Source organism: Planococcus sp. A6, from assembly GCF_028823615.1.
Taxonomy (GTDB): domain Bacteria; phylum Bacillota; class Bacilli; order Bacillales_A; family Planococcaceae; genus Planococcus.
This window is the reverse complement of the sequence record NZ_JAPEHT010000057.1, coordinates 1-21,852: the sequence shown is the minus strand read 5'-3', so window position 1 is coordinate 21,852 and position 21,852 is coordinate 1. Positions and strand designations below refer to the sequence as shown.

General features: G+C 48.9%; 19 protein-coding genes. 10 read left to right on the top strand and 9 right to left on the bottom strand.

From position 1 onward, the window contains the following. Positions 1-29: 29 nt before the first annotated feature. A complete protein-coding gene (locus ON064_RS10095) occupies positions 30-1,100 on the bottom strand; it encodes an alpha/beta hydrolase (protein WP_274624647.1) in 1,071 nt (356 codons plus the stop codon). A 383-nt stretch (positions 1,101-1,483) separates the two neighbouring features. On the opposite strand from ON064_RS10095, the gene ON064_RS10090 reads away from it, so the two are divergent. Beyond that, positions 1,484-2,791, top strand: coding sequence for a 2-hydroxycarboxylate transporter family protein (locus ON064_RS10090; protein ID WP_274624646.1), 1,308 nt, complete (start codon positions 1,484-1,486; stop codon positions 2,789-2,791). A gap of 61 nt (positions 2,792-2,852) precedes the next feature. Next, positions 2,853-3,758 (top strand): AEC family transporter, encoded by a 906-nt coding sequence (locus ON064_RS10085; protein WP_274624645.1) that lies wholly within the window; start codon positions 2,853-2,855, stop codon positions 3,756-3,758. Positions 3,759-3,837: 79 nt separating this feature from the next. Here the strand turns inward: ON064_RS10085 and ON064_RS10080 are convergent, their stop codons facing one another. The 5 genes from ON064_RS10080 to ON064_RS10060 all read right to left on the bottom strand — a co-directional run bounded on the left by ON064_RS10080 (position 3,838) and on the right by ON064_RS10060 (position 9,401). Then, positions 3,838-4,935 carry a hypothetical protein gene (locus tag ON064_RS10080; RefSeq protein WP_274624644.1) on the bottom strand — a complete coding sequence of 366 codons (1,098 nt, stop codon included), beginning with the start codon at positions 4,933-4,935 and terminating at the stop codon, positions 3,838-3,840. A 207-nt stretch (positions 4,936-5,142) separates the two neighbouring features. Next, positions 5,143-6,015 (bottom strand): polysaccharide deacetylase family protein, encoded by an 873-nt coding sequence (locus ON064_RS10075; RefSeq protein WP_274624643.1) that lies wholly within the window; start codon positions 6,013-6,015, stop codon positions 5,143-5,145. Then, the gene (locus ON064_RS10070; RefSeq protein ID WP_274624642.1) at positions 5,969-6,469 is read right to left on the bottom strand and encodes a hypothetical protein; all 501 of its coding nucleotides are present in this window, start codon (positions 6,467-6,469) and stop codon (positions 5,969-5,971) included. Before ON064_RS10070 ends, ON064_RS10075 begins: the two co-directional genes overlap by 47 nt. After that, positions 6,427-7,686, bottom strand: a complete 1,260-nt coding sequence (gene pgaC, locus ON064_RS10065; RefSeq protein WP_274624641.1) for a poly-beta-1,6-N-acetyl-D-glucosamine synthase — start codon at positions 7,684-7,686, stop codon at positions 6,427-6,429. Before pgaC ends, ON064_RS10070 begins: the two co-directional genes overlap by 43 nt. Before the next feature lie 338 nt (positions 7,687-8,024). Continuing rightward, positions 8,025-9,401: an outer membrane protein assembly factor BamB family protein gene (locus tag ON064_RS10060; RefSeq protein ID WP_274624640.1), complete on the bottom strand. Its 1,377-nt coding sequence runs from the start codon at positions 9,399-9,401 to the stop codon at positions 8,025-8,027. 246 nt (positions 9,402-9,647) lie between these two features. Here ON064_RS10060 and ON064_RS10055 point away from each other — a divergent pair, with 246 nt between their 5' ends. From ON064_RS10055 to ON064_RS10045, 3 genes are all read left to right on the top strand, one after another. Further along, positions 9,648-10,835, top strand: a complete 1,188-nt coding sequence (locus ON064_RS10055; protein ID WP_274624639.1) for a DUF4317 domain-containing protein — start codon at positions 9,648-9,650, stop codon at positions 10,833-10,835. 114 nt (positions 10,836-10,949) lie between these two features. Beyond that, positions 10,950-11,732 (top strand): nucleotidyltransferase domain-containing protein, encoded by a 783-nt coding sequence (locus ON064_RS10050; RefSeq protein ID WP_274624638.1) that lies wholly within the window; start codon positions 10,950-10,952, stop codon positions 11,730-11,732. A gap of 47 nt (positions 11,733-11,779) precedes the next feature. Beyond that, positions 11,780-12,244 (top strand): nucleoside deaminase, encoded by a 465-nt coding sequence (locus ON064_RS10045; RefSeq protein ID WP_274624637.1) that lies wholly within the window; start codon positions 11,780-11,782, stop codon positions 12,242-12,244. Between the two features lie 52 nt (positions 12,245-12,296). Here the strand turns inward: ON064_RS10045 and ahpF are convergent, their stop codons facing one another. The 3 genes from ahpF to ON064_RS10030 form a co-directional block, all read right to left on the bottom strand. Continuing rightward, on the bottom strand, positions 12,297-13,844 hold the full coding sequence (gene ahpF / locus ON064_RS10040) for an alkyl hydroperoxide reductase subunit F (RefSeq protein WP_274624636.1): 1,548 nt from the start codon (positions 13,842-13,844) through the stop codon (positions 12,297-12,299). A gap of 12 nt (positions 13,845-13,856) precedes the next feature. Continuing rightward, complete coding sequence (gene ahpC / locus ON064_RS10035; protein WP_274624635.1) at positions 13,857-14,426, bottom strand: alkyl hydroperoxide reductase subunit C; 570 nt, start codon at positions 14,424-14,426, stop codon at positions 13,857-13,859. Positions 14,427-14,882: 456 nt separating this feature from the next. Then, the gene (locus ON064_RS10030; protein WP_274624634.1) at positions 14,883-15,851 is read right to left on the bottom strand and encodes a sugar phosphate isomerase/epimerase family protein; all 969 of its coding nucleotides are present in this window, start codon (positions 15,849-15,851) and stop codon (positions 14,883-14,885) included. A 201-nt stretch (positions 15,852-16,052) separates the two neighbouring features. Here ON064_RS10030 and ON064_RS10025 point away from each other — a divergent pair, with 201 nt between their 5' ends. From ON064_RS10025 to ON064_RS10005, 5 genes are all read left to right on the top strand, one after another. After that, positions 16,053-17,042 (top strand): LacI family DNA-binding transcriptional regulator, encoded by a 990-nt coding sequence (locus ON064_RS10025; RefSeq protein WP_121299333.1) that lies wholly within the window; start codon positions 16,053-16,055, stop codon positions 17,040-17,042. 114 nt (positions 17,043-17,156) lie between these two features. Continuing rightward, positions 17,157-18,137: a substrate-binding domain-containing protein gene (locus ON064_RS10020; protein WP_274624633.1), complete on the top strand. Its 981-nt coding sequence runs from the start codon at positions 17,157-17,159 to the stop codon at positions 18,135-18,137. A gap of 64 nt (positions 18,138-18,201) precedes the next feature. Next, complete coding sequence (locus ON064_RS10015) at positions 18,202-19,716, top strand: sugar ABC transporter ATP-binding protein (RefSeq protein ID WP_274624632.1); 1,515 nt, start codon at positions 18,202-18,204, stop codon at positions 19,714-19,716. Continuing rightward, positions 19,709-20,683 (top strand): ABC transporter permease, encoded by a 975-nt coding sequence (locus tag ON064_RS10010; protein ID WP_237150650.1) that lies wholly within the window; start codon positions 19,709-19,711, stop codon positions 20,681-20,683. The genes ON064_RS10015 and ON064_RS10010 overlap by 8 nt, the downstream gene beginning before the upstream one ends. Positions 20,684-20,694: 11 nt before the next feature. Next, positions 20,695-21,753 (top strand): Gfo/Idh/MocA family protein, encoded by a 1,059-nt coding sequence (locus tag ON064_RS10005; protein ID WP_274624631.1) that lies wholly within the window; start codon positions 20,695-20,697, stop codon positions 21,751-21,753. Positions 21,754-21,852: the final 99 nt, after the last annotated feature.

Here is a 21,852-nt window from a genome sequence, read left to right as displayed (position 1 = left end):
TTCTTTGATGTCATAAACTTAAAAAGCCTTTATTTTTGCAACACCTCTAAAAAATGGCTGGAAACTTCTTTGATTGCATCGGCTGCTTGGGGGTAGTAGCCGAGCTTTCTGACAAATGCATGATCCATTCCTTTATAGTTAAAATGCCGGACGGGAACTCCTGCTTCCAGCAATTGGGCGGAAAACTCTTCTCCTTGAATTCGCAAAAAATCGAACTCGGCTGTCACGATTGTTGTAGGCGGCAAGTTGGTCTTATCTGCACGCAGTAGAGGAGAAACAAGCGGCAGAAATACATCTTCTAAATTAGTGAGATAGAGCGCCTGAATGAAACTTAGAGAATCTTTCATGGTCACCAGTTCCTGGCGAATCAACTCGGCATCCTTCGACATATCATAATGGTTTATATTCCACGTATTTCTTGAGATGTCCGATAAATCCACCAGTGGGCAGAGCATGCCTATATAACATATGTTCCATTTCTCCTCTAAACTCAATTGATGTACTCCCAGAGCAAGATTTCCCCCGACACTATCTCCCACAAGGCCTATCTGATCAACATCAGCATGAAACTTTTCGGGATTTTCATAAATATATCGCACGGCCCCGTGACAATCGTTCAAGCCGTCCTGATAAGGGTACTCCGGCGCCAGGCGGTATTCCACCCCCACTACCACAGCATGTGTTTCTTGCGCTAAGAACTTGCAGATATTTTCCATCACATCCGTATCCCGCTCAAAAAAACCTCCACCGTGAAGGTAAACGAGGACCGGCTTTTTTTCTGTTGTGCGGTTATAGATATTTAAAGAAACTTCATGATCTTCCACCGGTATTTTTAACGCTTCCGAACGAATTCCGCTGCTTAAATCTTTGTTATTGAGTTCCACTCTTTTTCGGGTAATCTCCAAGTCGTCGATTTCGAGTGGGCGCCTGCCGTGCGGATCGGCTTCGTTAGTAAGGAATTCTTTTACTCGGGGGTCTAAACCGCGGCTATCTTCCTGAAAAGGAATTTCCTTATTAATGATAGCCAATTTCTCTTTTTTTGAACGTGTCGTATTTTCCTGTAATCGTGCGGTTAGCTCTTCTTGCGTATGGCTCATCATGTATCATCCTCCTTAGCAACACAGCCAAGTATGAGTGTGCGGACTATCCTGGCTGGTAAATGCCTGAAATACCGACTTGTTTTGAACCGATTTCTACCGGAATTCTTTCCGAAAAAGCCCCATGACAGAAAAACAATATTTCCTATTTATATTCACTTGTTTCTTTAAAAAGAAACATAGAATGAATCAATCAAAAGATCTCTCCATCGCTATTTTGGGAAATACCTACCATCCGCAGCCGATTTCTTTCGGCTGCTTTTTTTAATTACAATAAAACCAATACTTTCATAAGCTAGAAGTTGTCTGAAGTTTGTCTAAAATATGAAATACATTGAAAGCGCTTACCTTAATAGCGCAAGCTCAAGAAAACGAGGTGTCCAACGATGAAGGAAACAAATAAGATTCCGCCGCAGTTGCCGGCGAGAAATTTGAAAGACAAATTCACGATTTTTAACATGCCGTTTCTATGGTTCGCAGTTTTCGCGGTTATTGCGATCTATGCGATGTATACCGAAAACTTGCCGGCCGGCATGATCGGCGCGTTGCTCATTACCATGGTGCTCGGTGAATTATTGGGCTGGTTCGGCAATCATATGCCAATCGTCCGCACGTTCCTCGGAGGCGGCGCAATTGTCGCTATTTTCGGATCCGCTTATATGGTCTATAGTGGTCTTATGCCTGAAAGCACGACGGCGGGAATTACAGAATTCATGAAAGACGGCGATTTCCTCAACTTCTATATTGCGGCTTTGATTACCGGCAGTATTTTGGGGATGGAATCGAAGATCCTGGTGAAAGCGGGCGTCCGCTACGCCTTGCCATTGCTTGCTGCGGTCGCAGGAGCGGTTGGACTGGCTGCCTTAGTCGGAATGGTATTAGGCTTCAGCATCCAGGAAGCGGTGCTTGTCATCGCCATGCCGATCATGGGCGGCGGTATGGGGGCAGGCGCTGTGCCGATGTCCCAAGTCTATTCGGAAATGCTTGGCAATGAACCTGGCTATTATTTATCGATACTCGTCCCAGCTTTGGCGCTCGGGAATGTCTTCGCCATCATCTTGGCGAGTGTATTGAACTTGATCGGCGATAAATACCCGAGTTTGACGGGGAATGGCCAGCTGATCCGCAATTTTCATTACGAGAAAAAAGAAACGCCTAGCTACGATTTGGCGAAAATGGGCATCGGCGTCTTGGCTGCGGTATCGTTCTATATTTTAGGGAACTTATTGGGTGATTTTATCCCGCTTCATCCGTACGCGATCATGATCGTTTTGGTGGCAGCGCTCAAAGTTGCCAACGTCATGCCGGAAATTATCGTAGAAGGCGCGAGCCAGTGGTATGAGTTCGTGGCGCGCAACTGGACTAATGCGTTATTGGTCGGCATTGGGGTCGCATATACGGACCTTGAAGCCGTGCTCAATGCCTTGAGCATTCAATACGTGCTCATTGTCTTGGCTGTCGTTATCGGTGCTGTCATCGGTGCCGGCGTCGTCGGGAAATTCATGGGCTTCTATCCAATCGAAGCGGCCATCACAGCAGGGCTATGCATGGCGAATATGGGCGGAACCGGCGATGTCGCGGTACTGTCTGCGGCAAGACGCATGGAATTGATGCCATTTGCGCAAATTTCATCCCGTCTCGGCGGTGCATTGATCTTGTTATTGGCCAGTATATTTATACCGTTTTTCATTTAATTAATTATAATCTGAGGGAGGGGAGAAATCCTTTCCCTCTTTCTGATGGAGAGTGAATGTCGTGGTTGTTACGGAAATCATCAATGTCATTTTGCCGGTCTTTATTTTGCTCGGCATCGGTTTTTTTGTTGGCCGATTCATGGACATAGAAAAGAAGCCGGTGTCGGATTTGTGCATCTATGTGTTCAGCCCGGCCTTATTTTTCCATTCTGTCACGACATCTTCCTTGGATTTGGGGGATTTGGGGCGGATTGTGCTGTTTGCGGTGTTGTTATTCGTCTTGTTTGCGGTGCTGATTCAGCTTCTCGGCATCGTATTTAGATGGAATCTGTCGTACCGCAACACGATGATGCTCGCGAGTGCGTTTCCGAATACCGGGAATTACGGCTTGCCGATCGTGTTGTTCGCCTTTGGGGACGAAGGGATGGCGATCGCCATTATTTACGTCGTCATGCAATCTTTGCTGATGAATTCGGCTGGCATCTTTTATGCTTCGAACCATGCGGATGTGTCCAAGAAGGCGATTTTCATTACCATCATCCGCATGCCTGGGTTTATTGCCATCACCATCGGGCTGATTCTGAAAATAGCGGGCATCGCGGTTCCTGAGGCGATTGGCAATGCGACGGGCTTGCTTGGGCAGGCGGCTGTGCCGGTGCTGTTGACGCTGCTCGGAATTACCTTGGCATCGATTCAGATCAAGACCGTGCTGAAGTTTATCGGGACGGCGGCTGTGCTGAAACTGGCCGCGTTCCCGGCGATCGCGTTCGTGCTGTTGGCCTGGCTGTATCCGGGTGGGTCACTGGAAGCAAAAGTGCTGCTCATTTCTGCGGCGACTCCGGCGGCGGCCACGACGACGCTGTTGGCTATCAAATTCGATATGAACCCGGATATGGTGTCGAGCGCGATGTTCGTCAGCACCTTGGCGAGCATCGTTACCATTCCGGTCTTGCTGTTGATCCTTTAAAACGGCGACTGTCTGGAAAAATAAATAAGGAGTCATCCCTAAGTTGCTTAGGGATGACTCCTTATTTTTATATGTGTAGTTATTGAACTGCTTCGTCCAACTCCACCGTCACTTCCTGCAAGCCTTCTTTGTTCAAAGTCGCAAAATACACACGGCGCTCATCGAGAAATACGCCGGTGGTGCCGGACGTTCCCCAGCTGATATCCAATGAATCAGAAGAATTCAGCTGGAGCTGATCGTCCGAAATGTGGACGGTGAAATAATTCGCGGGCAGCTGCGGGAAGACCAATGTATTTCCTTCTATAGCCGGGGCGGCTTCCCGGACCAGGCGGGGGGACGTGATTTGGTCGAGGAGTTCCCCTTCTTTTGACAGCAATGATAAAGTGCCGCCTTGATCTGTCTGGGCAGCGACGACGTATTGTTGTGCTTCGGGTACATAAGAAACACTGTAAATATAAAAGTCCACTTGCGGCAATAATTCGGTTGGCGTGCCGGTCAGTTCGTTTGCCTCTGGATCATAAACGGCAAAACGGAGGGCGGCTTCGCTCGCGTCGTCATTGAACTGCTGCCAAACGAGCAGTGCATTATCTTCAGAAGCGGCGAGCATCGGCCAGCTGTCGCGGTCGTCTGGTTGGGATAGGTTTATTTCATGCAGAACCTTGCCTTCATTTGAAACGGTTGAGACGATGACTTCCTTGCCTGAACCGAGGTCATTGACACCGCCGCCGTTAACCCAGCCATGGGACCAAAAAAGGACGTGATGCGCATTTGTCGAAGCTGTGTGCCCGGAATGCCCGCCGTCGCGCAAGGTGCCTTCATGCAATAGCTGCCAATTGTCATCATAGAGTTTATAGCGCTGGGAAACATTATTGCTTGAATCATAGCCGTCCTCGTAGGTAATGATGGTCGTTTCATCGGTTGAACTGGCGCTGACCGGTTCTTGTGCTTCGGGATTGGAAACGAGTGTGTCGAATTGGCTTTCGCCGATTTCTTTTTTATAAATATCATGGGTCCAGCCATCCTTGCGCTGTTCCTCGCTTTTTTCAGACCATAACACCGAGTTTCCGATGATGGACACGCCGTGTGTATATTTCCTTGTATCTTCGGTTGGCTGGACCGGCTGCATGGAACAGCCGGCCAGCATGAACAAGGCAATCAGGGAAATCCATTTTTTCATTATCATTCCGCCTTTATATTACTTTATTCAGCGTGGCGGGAGAAACGGGCAATTGAAAGTTCGAGATGAAGAAATATTGTTTCGCTGAGGCCAAATGAAGATAGCGCAAAACTGGTTTATTGAACAAAAAAGGAAAGCTCCGCATAGAAAGGAGCTTCCTCACCAAACGCCCAGAAGCAACAAGCGCTGTAGTAGTGGTTGCAAAACTTAGTTATCTTCCAAATAAGGAAGCAGTACGTCATCAAAAGTGGTTTGATTGACGATGATCCGGTTGATCCAATAATTGTCATCTGATGGCCGGATGGTTTGGGGAGCTAGAATATGGCCGGCCTCAAGCCCTTGCTCCTTCAATGCGCGAACCACCCGTTCGTTGGTGTTGCCGTAAGGATAAGCGAAACTTTTTACCTCAACACCCAGTTCCGATTCGATCGTTTCGACGCTTTTTTTCAGGTCTTTTTTGAACGCATCAATTTGCTCGGGGATCAAAAAGACGGGTGTATCGCCTTCGAAGCGATGCATATCGAAGGTGTGGGAGCCAAAATCAGCCAGGCCGCTGTTTTTCATCTCCCGTAGCTGGTCCCAAGTAGACATTTCCAAGTTGCTGAAGTCCTTATTGCCGACTTGCCCTGCAATGACGAACAAGGTAAAGGGAACATTTGCTTCTTTTAAGATTGGAAAAGCATTTTCATAAACCGAGACATCGATATCATCAAATGAAATCCATACGCATTTTTCAGGAAAGTCGCCACTCGCTTTCGCTTTCAATAATTGTTCTTCGTTCAAAAAGTTCGCATCTGCTGCCACCAAAGCATCGATTTGTGCTTTAAATTCACTTTGCAACACGCTGTATTGCACCAGCTCGTTGGTTTGCAGCACACTGCGTGCCGATTTAACAAGCAAGTCGTCGTTTTGGACACGGTGGTAATTCAATCCGAGACAGCCGTTCTCGATCAATTTTTCAGGAAAGGACATGGCGGGCTTGTCTTCTGAGAAAGCCTCGACGAAAAGGTCTTTTCGCGATAGGAAAAACAAGCTAATTAATGCGATAATGGTCGTCCAAATAAAGATCTTTTTGATCAACGCTCTCACCTCCAAGCGGGACAATTGGGTTTGTTTCAAAAACGGCATAATCCTCGCCTTGTAGCTTCTCGATCGCTTCGATATCCATCAACCCCAAGGATTTAAGTTCGGCATTGCTCGTAGGAGCAGGATAGCGCCGTCTTCTCAACGTGCCGAACCTCTTTTTATTGTAGATGTGATTGATAAACAGCAAAGCGTAAAAGAGCAGGAAAACGGCAAGTGCTGTGGCAATGAACAGGCGGATGTCTTGGTTGATCATGTTGAATGAAGAGTTCATCACTCTTGTGAAGATGTTATTGGATCCGACCGTGGCCGATACAACCACGATGACCACCAACACACTATAAAGCCAGCAGATCATTGAAAAGATGAAATCGACGCTGGCGTAAATCCAGGAGCGTTTGACGACAATCAAGAAACTTTCTTCTTCATACCGCGGTCTGGGCTGTTCCATACAGCGTAACCTCCTTTAAGGCGAGATGAGATTGTTTTCGGGATGGCTGCGATGACGACAGCGGTATTGATCATCCAATAAAGTGCGGGATACCAAGCAGCCCAGAAATAGTATTTCAATTTCCCGTTATAGCGGGAGTCAATGGACAGGGCAATGAATAATTGAATCAGGCTGATGAACACTAAGGCAAAAGAGCTGAAGGTGAGCCAAATGAGCATTTCTTGCAGCGTGTTCGCCGTTGCCAGCAATAGCAGCGTCACGAACAGCCAGCAGAAGGCCCAAAGGATACTGAACCATTGTTCAAGATAAATGAGCCAGATTCTGCGCTGTTTCCAGTTGAACAGCACTTTCCAGTGGCGCAGGATAACTTCCTGCCCGCCTTGTGCCCAGCGGACCCGCTGTTTCCAAATGCCCGATACGGTTTCCGGCACCAGCATCCAGCACAGCGCACGGGGTTCGTAGCGGATATCCCAGAAACGCTTTTGGAGTTTCCAGCTGACCGCGATGTCTTCGGTGATCATGTCGCGGTCCCATAAGCCGACATCGACGAGCGCTTTTTTGCGGTAAGCGACGACCACACCGGAAACGGTCATTACTTTTCCAAGCAGCCGTTGCGTCCGCTTGATCGCCCCGATAATCGAAGCGTATTCGACCAGCTGCATCCGGCTAAGCAAGTTGTTGCGGTTGCGGATCGTGGGATTGCCAGTTACAGCGCCGACCCGTTCTCCTTGTTTGAAGAAATGATGGATCAAATAATAGGGAGCGGTATCGGCCAGCAAGGCATCCGAATCGACGCAAATGAGGTATTCCGATCTAGAAGCGAACAAGCCAACTTGCAAAGCGTTGGCTTTGCCGCGGTTTTCATGCAGCTGGATTGCCCGGACATCCCCGTATTGCGCGGCCAATCTTCTGATGATCCCGCTCGTCTCATCTTTCGAACCGTCGTTGATTAGAATGATTTCTTTTTTCGGATAAGACAGTCCAACCAGGTTGCGGACGGTTTCTTCGATAGTTTCTTCTTCGTTATAGCAAGGAACGAGGATACTGATCATGGGCCAATCAAACGCTTCAATGTCTAAAGGCTCGCTTTTTAACTCCTTGGTCCTGAGGAAAAGGATAGAACCCGCTATCCAAAACAAAGCCATTGCGAAGGGATAGACAAAAACATAACCGGTGATGAAACTGTAAGGACCTGAAAAGAGCTGGGAAAATTCCATCGATGCGCCTCCTAAAAAAATATTCGATTTTCTCAAATATTTAAACAATTTAGGTGTGAGTATAACTACCATAGTCATAAAGTGTCAATAGAATTTCCAAATTATTAATAATTAATTTACAAATAGGTAAATGTGAATACATTTATTGTTTAATAATAAATAATCATTATATTTTATCATTTATCATTTAACTTTCTGAAAGTGGTTGAGTGCCTTCGCCTTGAAAAGATCTCCAATAACAAGCGGCAAAAAAAGAAATACAGCCTACTCCCGTATGAATTGAAGGGGAGTAGGCTGTATAAAATAAAGAGGTAGTCAGGTGTAAAAAAATGTAATTTTTAAGTGAATCGAATCATTTTTGTGTAGCCATCGAGACTGGTTAGAAATGCTTCAATTTTCCCGTTTCCATCTAAATCGCCGACAAGCGGGGTGCCTTCAATGCCGCCTTTCACATGCACTTGCCCGATTTCTTGTCCATATTTATTGAGAATCGTAAGGGTGCCCATCATATCCGGGACCAGAATTTCCGGCTCTCCGTCCGAATCGATGTCCAAGACAGCGGTCGACCCGCGCATATTCGCAGCCAAGTGGGTTCGCCAAATGGTATTCGCCTGGCCGTCCAAGCAATAGACGAATCCAGCCAAGCCGCCGAATACCACCGCTTTTTTGTCCGGTTCGTAATTGAAGACCGTCGCTCTTGAGTTGGTTTCGCTGGTCGCCCAAACCGACCAATCCGTCGAGTTGTATTTCGTCTCGCCCGTAACGCCGTCCAGATAAAGCGTCCTGCCGCCCCGTCCGTTGATGATGTATTCGTAAACGCCATCGTTGTCCATATCGGCATAGCTCCCGAAACAGTCGATGCCAAACCCGGCATGGTTGTGCCATTTCAGCGATCCGGTTTCCGCGTCCAGGCAATAGACATGCTCGTCGATGCTATTGAAGAGGCATTCCAGTTTTCCGTCTCCGTCGATATCCACGATTGCCGGAAACGGTTCGTTCTGTTCAAGTGAGCTAAATTTCCATATCAATTCCCCGGTGCTTGCTTTCAGTTTGACGCATTGATTATCAAAGGAAGTCGTATAGAGGTACCAAGCATCCGGCTCTTTCACCAACTGGCCGGCATGCTGGTAATACACATCGGATTCATGAAAAGGGTGGATCTCATAAGTTGATGTGGCATCGGGCAAGGTGTCGAATGCCTCTTCGATCCAAATGGTGTCCGTCTCGGTTCCGCTGATTTTCCGCCTTTGTCCTGCGCCGGTCCCCGAAACGATAGCGAGCTCGGCGTGGTTGCCATCCATCCTCAGAAACGAATTGGCCGCCCACTCTTTCGTTGAATCGGTAATTCCCCATTCACTTGCTGACGTGACTTGTCCGCTGCCTTCGCGGTAATAGAGGTTTGAGTGAAACCAAATCCGTTCTCCTTGTTCATTCAAGCAGTAAATATGGCCGTCATGGGAAGCGCCGAAAATTTCGATGTTGCCGTCGCTGTCCACATCAGCTGCTTGAGGGCGCCCGTAATTCGGCGCTCCGAAGAGATAGCGCCAAACCAATCGCCCGGTTTCCACTTCCCGGACGTAGATATACCAATCCCAGGATTGATAGATGACGACTCGCTGGCCCTTGCTGAAGGTGGCGAAGATGGGAGTGGAATAGATCGGTTCGTCGCCTGTTTTGACTTGCCATAAAATTTCATGCTCAATTCGTTTGCCCATATCCTGCATGCTCCTCGCTCCATATTGGTTTCTTATTGAGACGTCTTCCAGACATCATAGCTTATTGCGCAGCAAATCCAAACGGTTTTTGCTGGAGCTGCCGTTTGAAAAGCTGCCTGTGAATTGCGGGCATCGTACATGCAAGGCCGTTCAACTGGTATAATGGAGCAGTGTCAAAAGCGCAGGCTTTCGATGCTCTTTTTTTGCAGAAACATGGATTTTATTAGCTGGGGGTTGGAAATAGAAATGAATAAAAAAGACATTGCCGAAATCCGCAAGCAATTCAAGCTGGAGACGGATTTACTGAAAATCGCCGAAATTTACAATGTATATATCAAGCAGGACACAAGTGAGATCTTCCACGAGGAGAGCCATTCGTTTTCCTTGCTCGACCGGGAGCAGCAAGAGCTGTTTTTGGCTAATTTCAAGAAAGTGCTAGCAGGCAAGCTCGACATCAAGCTGTTCGAAGTGAAGTTTCAGCGCCCCGAAGAAGGGCAAGCGGACCATACGCAGCATTTATTATACGAAGGGCTTCATGCGGACGATGCGGAAGGCTGGAAAGACAATATGCAGCGCGTCGCTTTGAAGATGGTCGAAGAAACGCCATACGAGAAAGACATGGTCATCACTTTCATCCGCGGCACGTATTTCAAGACGACGAAACGCGAACCTGATGAGACGGAAGCCGCCATGCGCGATGAGGTGTACACGACGCCGTTCGTCCTCAGCAGCATGAACCAGACCGAGCTTCCGAAATCGTCGCTGGTGTTTGATTTTATCGAAAAGGAATTCAAGTCGAACATTATGGCAGACCCGGTCATCAAGCTGTCCTCTCCGGTCGGCGGATTCTTGTTCCCGAGTTTCACGAACAACGCCGCAGATGTTAACCGCATCTTGTATTCGGCGGCCAAAGCCAATAAGCCCGATTTCCAGTTTATCGAAAATGTGCTGAACGGCGACGAAATCACCACCGCAGAAGACGATAAAGTGGTGTTTGAAGAAATCGTCAAGCAGGTCATCGGCGATGAAGTCAATTCGAGAACGCTCGCGGGCGTCTACGATGAAATCAACAGCATGCTAGAAGTGGAAGCGGAAGACGAGGACGAGCCGGCGCCGATGCTCGATTCCAAGGAAGTCGAACGCGTTTTGAAGGCAAGCGGCATCAAAGACATCAGCACCGAGAAAGTGGAGCAGGCTTTCCAGCAAGTGACCGATGACCGCCAGTACGAGATGAAAGCGAGCCACATCGTGCCAAAATACGGGGCCAAATCGATCAAGATCAACACGAAAGTCGCGGAAATCAAGATCGGCCCCGAAGACTTACGTTACGTCAAACAAGTCAATTACAATGGCCGCCGTTGCATCTTGATCGAAGTCGAAGAGGATACGGTCGTGGAAGGGTTTAAATTGTTGGCAGAGGAAGAGTTGGAGTAAAGAGCTGATAAGGACCTTTTTTGAGCGTATGCGGGTATTTTTGATAAAAGGCATATAATCAAATTATAGCAATAACGTGGTTTACGAAGTTAAAATACGCAAGGAGGTACGTGGGTGAAAGACATCATTCGCCAGAAACTAAAAGAAATTGAACATGTGCACAACGTCAAAATCCTCTATGCGGTGGAATCTGGAAGCAGAGCGTGGGGATTTCCCTCGAAAGATAGTGATTACGATGTTCGCTTTATCTATATTCACCCGCCATCATGGTATTTATCTATCGACCAGCAAGGCATCGGGGCAAAACGCGATGTGATTGAAGAACCGATCGACGATTTACTGGATATTAGCGGCTGGGAAATCACCAAAGCACTGCGCCTGTTCAGGAAAAACAACCCTCCGTTATTGGAGTGGCTCAGAAGTGAGATTATTTACTATCAGCAATATGAATTTATTCATAACATGCGGGCACTTGAAAGCGATGTGTTTTTCCCGAATTCCATGCTTTACCATTATTTGAATATGGCAAAGAAAAACTACCGTGAATATTTGCAGGGTCCGGAAGTGAAAATCAAGAAATACTTCTATGTCTTGCGTCCGGTCCTGGCTTGCCAGTGGATTGAAAAGCATAGAACGACGCCACCTATTGGATTTCATGAACTACTTGAAGACAGTGTCGAAGAAGGCGAATTGAAAGAAAAAGTAAATGAGTTGCTGCACCGGAAATTGAATGGCGAGGAGTTCGATCTCGAACCACGCATTGACGTCATCAATCAATTTGTGGAACGTGAAATGGAGCGTCTCGAAGCATATGCTAAGTCTCTTGAAGGATCTGTTGAGGATCCGACCTCGCAGTTGGATGAACTATTCAGAAAAACTTTGGAAGAAGTCTTCTAACCTTTGTTTCTTTTTTAGAATGTATACGAATCAAAAGGAGGACCACTATGATCTCAGAAACTGATCTACAGCATTTAAATCGCTGTGTAGAACTCGCCGAACAGGCGCGTTTTGGTTCCATTCTCGTCTCGGCTCAGGGTGCTGTGTTGTTCGAAGACCATAACCACATAGCATCAGGCGACCATACGCAGCATCCCGAATTTGCGATCGCGCGCTGGGCGGCAGAGCATCTAGCCGCGGAAGAACGGGCGCAAGCGACTGTCTATACGTCTGGTGAGCATTGTCCGATGTGCGCGGCGGCGCATGGCTGGGTCGGACTCGGCCGCATCGTCTACGCGAGTTCGTCACAGCAATTGGGCGAATGGATGCAAGAGTTCGGAGCCGCGCCTTCGCCTGTCCGCAACTTGTCCATCCCCGAAATCCTGACAGATCCGAACGTCGATGGGCCAGTACCGGATCTCGCGGAACAAGTGCACCAGCTTCACCGGCGTTTGCACGAATCGAAACAGTAAACACATAAAAAAGGACTGCGAAGAAATTCACTTCGCAGTCCTTTTGTCTTTATTACACCAAAACAGGGATATCGCTTCGGATGAGGTGGTCGAATGCGCTCAGTGAAGCCGTTGCGCCAGAGCCCATCGAAATGATGATCTGTTTGTACGGGATGTTTGTGCAGTCGCCTGCCGCAAACACGCCCGGCATATTCGTTGCGCCGCGCTGGTCGATGACGATTTCGCCGTGCGCAGTGCGCTCGACAAAGTCACCGAGCCAGTCGGTGTTTGGCACGAGGCCGATTTGGACGAAGACGCCGGATAGTTCGACATGCTTTTCTTCGCCGGTTTGAAGGTCGATATAGGAAAGGCCGTTCACTTTATCGGTGCCGGTGATTTCCTGTGTGCGGGCATTTGTCAGCACCGTGACGTTCGGCAGGCTCTTCAGGCGGTCCTGCAAAACGGAATCCGCTTTAAGCTCTGCGTTGTATTCCAACACCGTCACATGGCTGGTGATGCCTGCAAGGTCGATCGCCGCTTCGACGCCGGAGTTGCCGCCGCCGATGACCGCGACGTCTTTGCCGGCAAATAACGGACCATCGCAATGCGGGCAGTATGCCACGCCTTTGTTCTTGAATTCCTCTTCGCCTGGAACGCCGATATTGCGCCAGCGGGCACCTGTTGAAAGAATGACGGTCTTGCCTTTGACGACAGCGCCATTTTCGAGTTCAAGCTCGAACAGCTCTTTTTTCTCCAAGCGTTTTGCACGCTGCAAGTTCATCAGCTCGATATCGTATTCTTTCACATGCTCTTCGAGGCTGGCCGCAAATTTCGGGCCTTCCGTGTGCTTGACGCTGACGAAGTTCTCGATGCTCAAGGTATCCATCACCTGGCCACCGAAGCGCTCCGCGACGATGCCTGTGCGGATGCCTTTACGCGCTGCATAGATCGCCGCGCTGGCACCAGCTGGGCCGCCGCCGACGACGAGCACGTCAAACGGATCTTTGCCTTCGAATTCGGAAGCATCCGGTGCGCTGCCAAGTTTCGCAAGCAATTCCTCAAGCGACATGCGGCCGCTTGCAAATGATTCGCCGTTCAAGAAGACTGTCGGAACAGCCATGATGTCTTTGCTTTCGACTTCTTCTTTGAAGGCAGCCCCGTCGATCATCGTATGCGTGATGTTCGGGTTGAGGACGCTCATCAAATTAAGTGATTGCACGACTTCTGGGCAGTTCTGGCAGCTCAAGCTGATGTAAGACTCGAAATGGTATGTGCCTTCGAGTGCTTTAATCTGTTCCATCGTTTTTTCGTCGGCTTTCGGCGCACGTCCGCTCACTTGCAATAAGGCAAGGACGAGCGATGTAAACTCGTGGCCGAGCGGGATGCCGGCAAAAGTGATGCCCGTTACTTCTCCAGGACGGGTGACGCTGAAGCTCGGGGTTCTCTCAAGCTCCGTGCGCTCCATTTGAATGCGCGGGGACATGGCGGATAGTTCTTCCACCAAATCGACCATATCTGTTGATACCTTATCGGATCCGGCGCTCACTTGGAGCAGCACGTCGCCTTCCAGTAGCTGCAAGTATTGCTCTAATTGAGATTTGATTTGCGCATCTAGTATCATTGTCAAAACTCCTTAAATTTTGCCTACAAGGTCAAGGCTTGGCTTCAATGTGTCGCCGCCTTCTTCCCATTTAGCCGGGCATACTTCGCCTGGGTTATTGCGCACGTATTGTGCCGCTTTGATTTTGCCGACAAGCGTGCTTGCGTCGCGGCCGATGCCGTCTGCGTTAATTTCTGCAGCTTGGACGATGCCTTCCGGGTCGACGATGAATGTGCCGCGCTGTGCAAGGCCTTCTTCTTCGTTCAAGACGTCGAATCCTCGTGAAATGCGCTGAGACGGGTCACCGATCATCGTGTATTCGATTTTGCCGATTGCATCTGAATGGTCGTGCCAAGCTTTGTGGGTGAAGTGAGTGTCTGTAGAAACAGAGTATACTTCCACGCCAAGCTCTTTCAATGTTGCATACTGGCTTTGGAGGTCCTCAAGTTCAGTTGGGCAAACGAATGTGAAGTCTGCTGGGTAGAAGCACACAACGCTCCATTGGCCTTTCATGCTTTCTTCTGTGACCTCAATAAAGTCGCCGCTCGCCGCCTGGTAAGCTGACGCGTTAAATGGTTGGATTTCTTTTCCGATCAAAGACATAAAATAATTACCTCCTGAATGTTTTTTAGAATGACCATAACCGACAACGCAAAAAAAATAATCGAAGCGGGCCGCTTCAATTAATATCGTTATCTGATTATAATAATTCTAATTCTATTTCCATTGTCATATGAAATGGATATTTTGTCAAAGAGAACCCTGGAGTGTAAACGCTTTCTAGTAAATACTCATTAAAACCTTAGGAACTAACAGTTTTCCCGGGAAATAAACGAATAGAAAGAACGAAAGATATTGTGAAATTAATAATTATTAAATATTTCAGAATAGGGTTAACGATAAATTGGGGAAGAATTTCTCAATGATGAGCCCCAACTGATAGGAGGACAGGAAGGTGAAAAAGGGGAGTTGAGTGATAAAGACGCAAAAAAAAAAAAAGCGGGATCCGCTTAAGAGGTCCGCTTTCTATTGCACGATAGGCCACGATCCGGTCTGGAGCTACACCCACCACATCTCATCGACCGACTCCTTCACCATGACCGGCTTCAAATTCTCCACTGCTTTCGTGAAGCCTTCGTTGATCGACATCAGGCCATCTTCATGCTCAATGCTGACGACGTAGTCATAGCCGTAGAGGCGCAAGGTACTGACGATGTCGGCCCAAGTTTTTTGGCCGTGGCCGAATCCGACCGTACGGAAATACCAGGCGCGGTCTTTCATCTCGGAATAGTCGGTCATATCAGTCAAGCCGTTGCGGTTGGTGTTTTCCTGGTCGATGATGGTGTCTTTCGCGTGGAAATGATGGATGGCGTTTTCCCGTCCGAGGATTTTGATCGCTTCGACCGGATCGATGCCTTGCCACCACATATGGCTCGGGTCGAGGTTCGCGCCGATATACGGTCCGCACGCTTCACGCAGCCGCAGCATGGTCGCAGGCGTATGGACGGAAAAACCGCCGTGCAGCTCCAAGCCAATCTTGACGCCAAGCGATTCCGCCAAGGCGTTTTTTTCTTTCCAATAAGGAATCAATTTCTTTTGCCATTGCCAAGAGAGTACTTCCTGGAAATCGTTCGGCCAGGCAGCGACCGGCCAGTTTGGGTATAGTGCGTTCTCGTGGTCGCCCGGGCAGCCCGAGAAGGTATTGACGACCGGCACCTTGAGCTTCGAAGCGAGCTGCATCGTCTTGATGAGCAGCTCATCAGCCGCTCCGGAAATGTCTTTTTGGGGATGCAGCGGATTGGCGTGGCAGCTGAGCGCGCTGATGAAGAGTCCGGCGTCGTCGATTTGCTTCAGAAAGGCTTGCTGCTTGTCTGCGTCTTCAAGCAGCTCGTCCAATTTGCAATGGGCATCGCCCGGATATCCGCCGGTGCCCAGTTCGATCGCTTCAATGCCTTTTGAGGCCACATAAGCCAGCATATCTTCAAAATTCCGATCAGAAAATAAGACGGTAAAAACCCCCAATTTCATGAAAATCCCTCCATTCAAGTTTTCAGATTATACTGACATGTAAACCATTACATTCTTAACATATAGAATAAAACGAGGTAAATCAATATATTTCATGCAATAAAAATATTTATTGACAGATAATTCTGAACAAATTATGATGAAAATGTAAACGATTTCATTTCACAACAGAAGTGTCGCGTCAGAAAGAAGGAAAAGCATATGGCAAACATACAACAAGTAGCGAAGCATGCAGGGGTTTCAGTCGCCACGGTATCCCGGGTATTGAACGGCCACGACAAAGTAACGGCCAAAACGAAATTGAAAGTGGAGGAGGCGATCCAGTACTTGAATTACGAGCCGAGCATGCTCGGCAGGAATTTACGAAATTCGGAAAGCCGCATTGTGCTGATCTTGATCCCGACGATCTCCAACCCGTTTTATTTTGAAATCATCAAAGGCATTGAGAATATGGCGCTCAGCCAGAATTACAGCATCCTGTTGTGCGAAACGGATTCCAAGCCTGAAAAGGAGGAGATTTATTTCGATTTGGTGCGTAAAAAAATGGCGGATGGCATCATTTCAATGGACCCGGCAGTGAATGTCGAGACCTTGAAAGAACTCGCGCAACATTACGCCATTATCCAATGCAGCGAATATGGGGGTGGCATCGGCATCCCGTATGTCACGATCGACAGCGAGGAAGCGTCTTACCGCGCCGTGAAGCATTTGATCCAGATCGGCCACAAAAAAATCGCGCTGATGAATTCCGACGAAAAGTTCCTGTACGCCAGGGAGCGGCGGATGGGCTATGAACGGGCATTGCGTGAACACGATATTCCGGTGAATGGCGATTATATTTTCTACACGCATGAGCTCGGGTTTGAGCAGGGCCAGATGGCGATGAAGAAAATACTGCGCCTCGAAGACCGGCCGACCGCCGTCTTTGCGGTATCGGATTTACTGGCGATCGGCGCCTTAAAAGAAATCACTGCCGCCGGTTTGCACGTGCCGAATGATGTCGCGGTCGTCGGGTTCGACAAGATTGATTTCTCCAATATGACCAATCCGGCATTGACCACCGTCGCCCAGCCGATGTACAAAATGGGAACGGTCGCGGCGCGTATGCTAATCGAGAAGATCCAAGGGAAAACCGTCGACAGCGTAGTGCTGGGCCATGAACTGGTCATCCGGGAATCGACCACCGGCTAACGGGCTCAAACCGGCGCTTGCTTATCATGGGGATGGGAGAAAGAACGCTGGTCCCGAACATTAATGTAATCGATTACATTTAACGGATCCATACAAAACTAAGGGGTGAATAAAGTGAAAAAACTATTGCTCATTTTATTGTCTTTCGTAACGATTTTTGGACTTGCGGCATGTGGCAGCACAGAAAACGAAAGTTCGGGTTCAACGGATGAAGGTTCAGGCGATGGAGATATGACGATCGGCATTTCGCTTCCTTCGGCAACGCACGGCTGGATGGGGGCTTTGATCGACAGCGCGGAGAAACAGGCGATGGAGTTGAAGGAATCAGAAGGCATTGATTACGTCATGACCAACGCAGCAGATCCGAACAAACAAGCGAATGACGTGGATGATTTGATCGCACAAGGTGTGGACGTCATCGTCATGCTGCCGATTGAATCCGCAGCACTGACCCCGGTCGGCCAGAAAATCAAAGATGCCGGCATCCCGCTCGTCATCGTTGACCGCGAACTGGAAAACGATGCAGCGACAGTGGTTGTCAAAGGTGATAACGAAGGAATCGGTGTTAACGCGGGCGAATATTTCGTTGAGCAATTGAATGGCGAAGGGAAAATCGTCGAAATCACGGGACCGCCGAGTTCGGTAACAGAACAGCGCGGAGCCGGATTTAAAGAAGCAGTCGAAGGGCAAGAAGGCATGGAGATCATCGCTTCGCAAAGCGGCGACTTTTCCACTGAGAAATCATTGGAAGTCATGCAGAACATTTTGCAGGCCAACCCTGAAATCGATGCCGTTTTCACTCAAGACGATGGCATGGCATTAGGCGTCATGCAGGCTATTAAAGAAGCAGGCCGGACGGATATCCAATTTGTCACAGGGGCAGGCGGCGCGAAAGGCGTATTCGAAGACATCCAAAACGATGGGCTGATGAAAGCGACGTTCTTGTATTCACCGACCATGGTCGAAGATGCAGTGACGATCGCTGGCGATTTGGCGCAAGGCGAGGAGCCGGCTGAATCGATGGTCGTCAAAGAAGCGACGCAAGTGACCAAAGAAAATGTGGATGAGTATTACGATCCGGAATCAAAATTCTAAGCCAATAGCCGGGAAATGCAGTGGAGCCATTGCATTTCCTCTTTTCCTATAAGGAGGTTAAGACATGACTTCGCAGCCTTTCGTGGCGATGAACCAAATCGACAAATCATTTAACGGCGTCCCGGTTTTAAAGAACGTAACGCTGGAAGTGGAAAAAGGGGAGATTCATGCCTTGCTTGGGGAAAACGGCGCCGGCAAATCGACGCTGATGAATATTCTAGGCGGCATCCACCAACCGGACAGCGGGCAGGTCTTCATTGAAGGCAAACAAGTAACTATGGCGAACCCGCATATTTCCCAGGCGCATGGCATCAGCTTTATCCATCAGGAGCTGAATATGGTCAATGATTTGAAAGTGTATGAAAACATGTTTCTAGGTTCAGAAATTCGCAACAAGGCCGGATTTTTGAACGTGGAAGAAATGTGCCGCCAAACGCGTGAGATCTTGGCGGAACTGGGCGTGTTTCTCAATCCGAAAGAATATGTGCGCAATCTCGCCACGTCCTATAAGCAATTGATCGAGATTTCCAAAGCGCTGCTGCATAAATCACAGCTCATCATCATGGATGAACCGACGACATCGCTCGCGGAACATGAAGTGGGCCGGCTGTTCGAATTGATGCGCAACTTGAAGAAATCCGGCGTGTCTATCATTTACATTTCCCATAAATTAAAGGAAATCCAAGCGGTGTGCGACCGCTATACCGTGCTGCGAGACGGCCAGCTGGTGAAGACGGATAGCATGCAGGCCGGGAATTTAGAGGAAATCACCAAGCTGATGGTCGGCAAAGCGATTTCTCAGGAGCGTTTTGTCCATGGGCACGAATTCGGCGACATGGCACTGGAAGTCGAGCGCTTGAGCAGCCCCGGCTTATTTCAGGACATCGACTTCACCGTTCGAAAAGGCCAGATTGTCGGATTTACCGGGCTTGCGGGAGACGGCCGGACGGAGCTGTTTGAAAGTTTATTCGGCTACCGCAAAAAATACACCGGCATCATCAAAGTGAAAGGCAAAGCGATGAAAATCACCCATCCGCGAACGGCATTGCAAGCGGGCATGGGCTATGTGCCGAAAGACCGCAAAGAAAATGCCATCATCAAAGATTTGAGCGTTGTCCACAATATGAGCTTGTCATCGATGGGCAATTTTGAGCGATGGGGCTTTATCCAAGACAAGCGGGAGCTGGAAAAGTTCAGCAGCTATAAAAAAGCCTTGAACATCAAAGTAGCTAATCCGCGCATCACCATCGACAAATTGAGCGGCGGCAACCAGCAAAAAGTGATCATCGCCAAATGGCTCGAAGCGGATACCGATATCCTGATTTTTGACAACCCGACACAAGGCATCGACGTCGGCGCCAAGCAGGAAATCTATCAGGAGATTCTAGAGCTTGCAAAACTGGGAAAAGCGATCATCATCCTGTCATCGGAAGCCCCTGAAGTGTTGCGGATATGCCATGTCATCAACGTCATGTACCACGGGGAAATCACGGCCAGGTTTATAGGCGATGAGACAAACGAAGAAGAGATCATGCATTATGCCACAGGCGCGAAAAGGGAGGGAGAGCATATTGGATAATATCAACACAAAGGAATACAGCCCTGAATCTCCAAGCATGAAAAGCAGGCTGTCCTGGCTATGGTCGGAATACAGCGTCATCATTGCGTTCATCATCATTTTCATCGCTGCTTCCGTGATGAATCCGAGATTTCTCGATATCAACAACCAATTGAACATTCTTATGCAAGTGTCGATCATCGGCATCATTGCGCTGGGGATGACGGTCGTCATGCTGTCAGGCGGTATTGATTTATCAGTCGGCTCTGTCCTGGCGCTCGCCGGCGTCATTTCCGTCTTGGCATTGAACGCATCCGGCAGTATTTTAATCGGCGTGTTCACGGCCTTATTGGTCGGGGCATTTGCCGGATTCCTCAATGGCCTGATGGTCGCGAAAGGCCGGATCGCGTCGTTTATCGCCACGCTCGGCATGATGGCTGCGGCCCGTTCCATCGCACTGTATATTGCAGAAGGCGGCAGCGTGTCGGGCGAAGTGAGCGGATTCACCGCCATCGCCAATAACAATGTATGGATTTTTGATTTGCCGGTGCTCATTTTCTTCGCCATGGCGGTGCTGATTTATATCGTCATGCACAAAACGCGGTTCGGCAGGTACGTCTATGCGCTCGGGTCGAATGAAAAAGCGGCGATGCTGTCCGCCATTCGTGTGGATCGCATCAAGATCGGCGTCTATACGCTGATCGGGACGCTCGTCGGGGTTGCGGCGGTCATTGAAACGTCCCGGTTGAATTCGATTTCGTCTTCAAGTTCCGGTGCGCAATATGAACTTGACGCCATTGCAGCCGTCATCATCGGCGGCACGCGCATGACAGGCGGGCGCGGCAAAATCATCGGCACGATTTTCGGCATCTTGATCTTGGGCATCCTCAACAATATGATGAACTTGATGAATGTTTCGCCCCATCTGCAGGGCTTTGTCAAAGGTTTGATCATCATCATTGCCGTCGTGTTCCAAAAAAGAGAATAGGAGGAGATCGCATGGGCATCAAGGTAGGCATTATTGGCTGCGGGGCCATTACAAAAATGCGCCACGCACCGGAATATACAGCGAATCCATATGTGGATGAAATCGTCTTTTACGACCGCAATCTCCACCGTTCTGAAGCGATGGTCGAATTGTTTGGCGGGCGGAATGTGGAAAGCGTCGAGGAATTGTTCAACGATCCCGAGATCACAGCCATCAGTGACTGTTCGTCGAATGAGCACCATCATTTATTTTCGACACAAGCGCTATTGAGCGGCAAGCACGTGCTGTGCGAAAAACCGATTTCCTTGACGGTCGAACATGCCAAGGAAATTTTGGCGGCACAGAAAAAATCCGGCAAGAAACTGATGGTCGACCACAATCAGCGGTTTACGCGCGCGCACCAAAAAGCACGCGAAATCCTGGACAGCGGAGAGCTCGGGAAAGTCTTGACCTTCCGCACCGCTTTCGGACATTCGGGCCCAGAATCCTGGGGCATCAATAAAACGAAATCGACATGGTTCTTCAAAAAGGAGCGCTCGGGCTTCGGTGTCGGGGGCGACCTCGGCATCCATAAAATCGATTTGCTGCATTACCTGCTCGATGATGAAATCATTCAAGTGAGCGCCTTTCAGGGAGCTTTGCACAAAACGGATGAAAACGGCGAGCCGATTGAAGTATGCGACAATATCGTCTGCAGCTTGGCGACCGAAAAAGGGCGTCTCGGGAACGCTGCCTTCTCCTGGACCTATTACGGGGAAGAGGATAATAGCACCGTTGTTTATTGCGAGAAAGGCATTATGAAAATCTATCACGATGACGAGTATCAGCTGGAACTCATCATGGAATCCGGCGAGAAAGTGAACTACCAGCTGGAAGCGATCCAAACGAATGACAACCAGACCCCGAGCGGCGTCATTGATGCGTTCGTCGAATCCATCCGCCTGGACCAGGAGCCGATCGTCACGGGAGAAGATGCCTTGAAATCACTGAAAGTTATTTTGGGCATCATGGAAGCAGCCGAAACGAAGCAAGTGGTCACCATCGAAAAAGAGTCTCTCCTTTATCAATAAGGAGAGACTCTTTGGTTTGTCGAGAAACATTGGTAGCTTTTTACGTTCCGTTTCAGCCGGACGCTTTCCGCGGGCACGGCCTCAGCCGCTTCGTCGCTG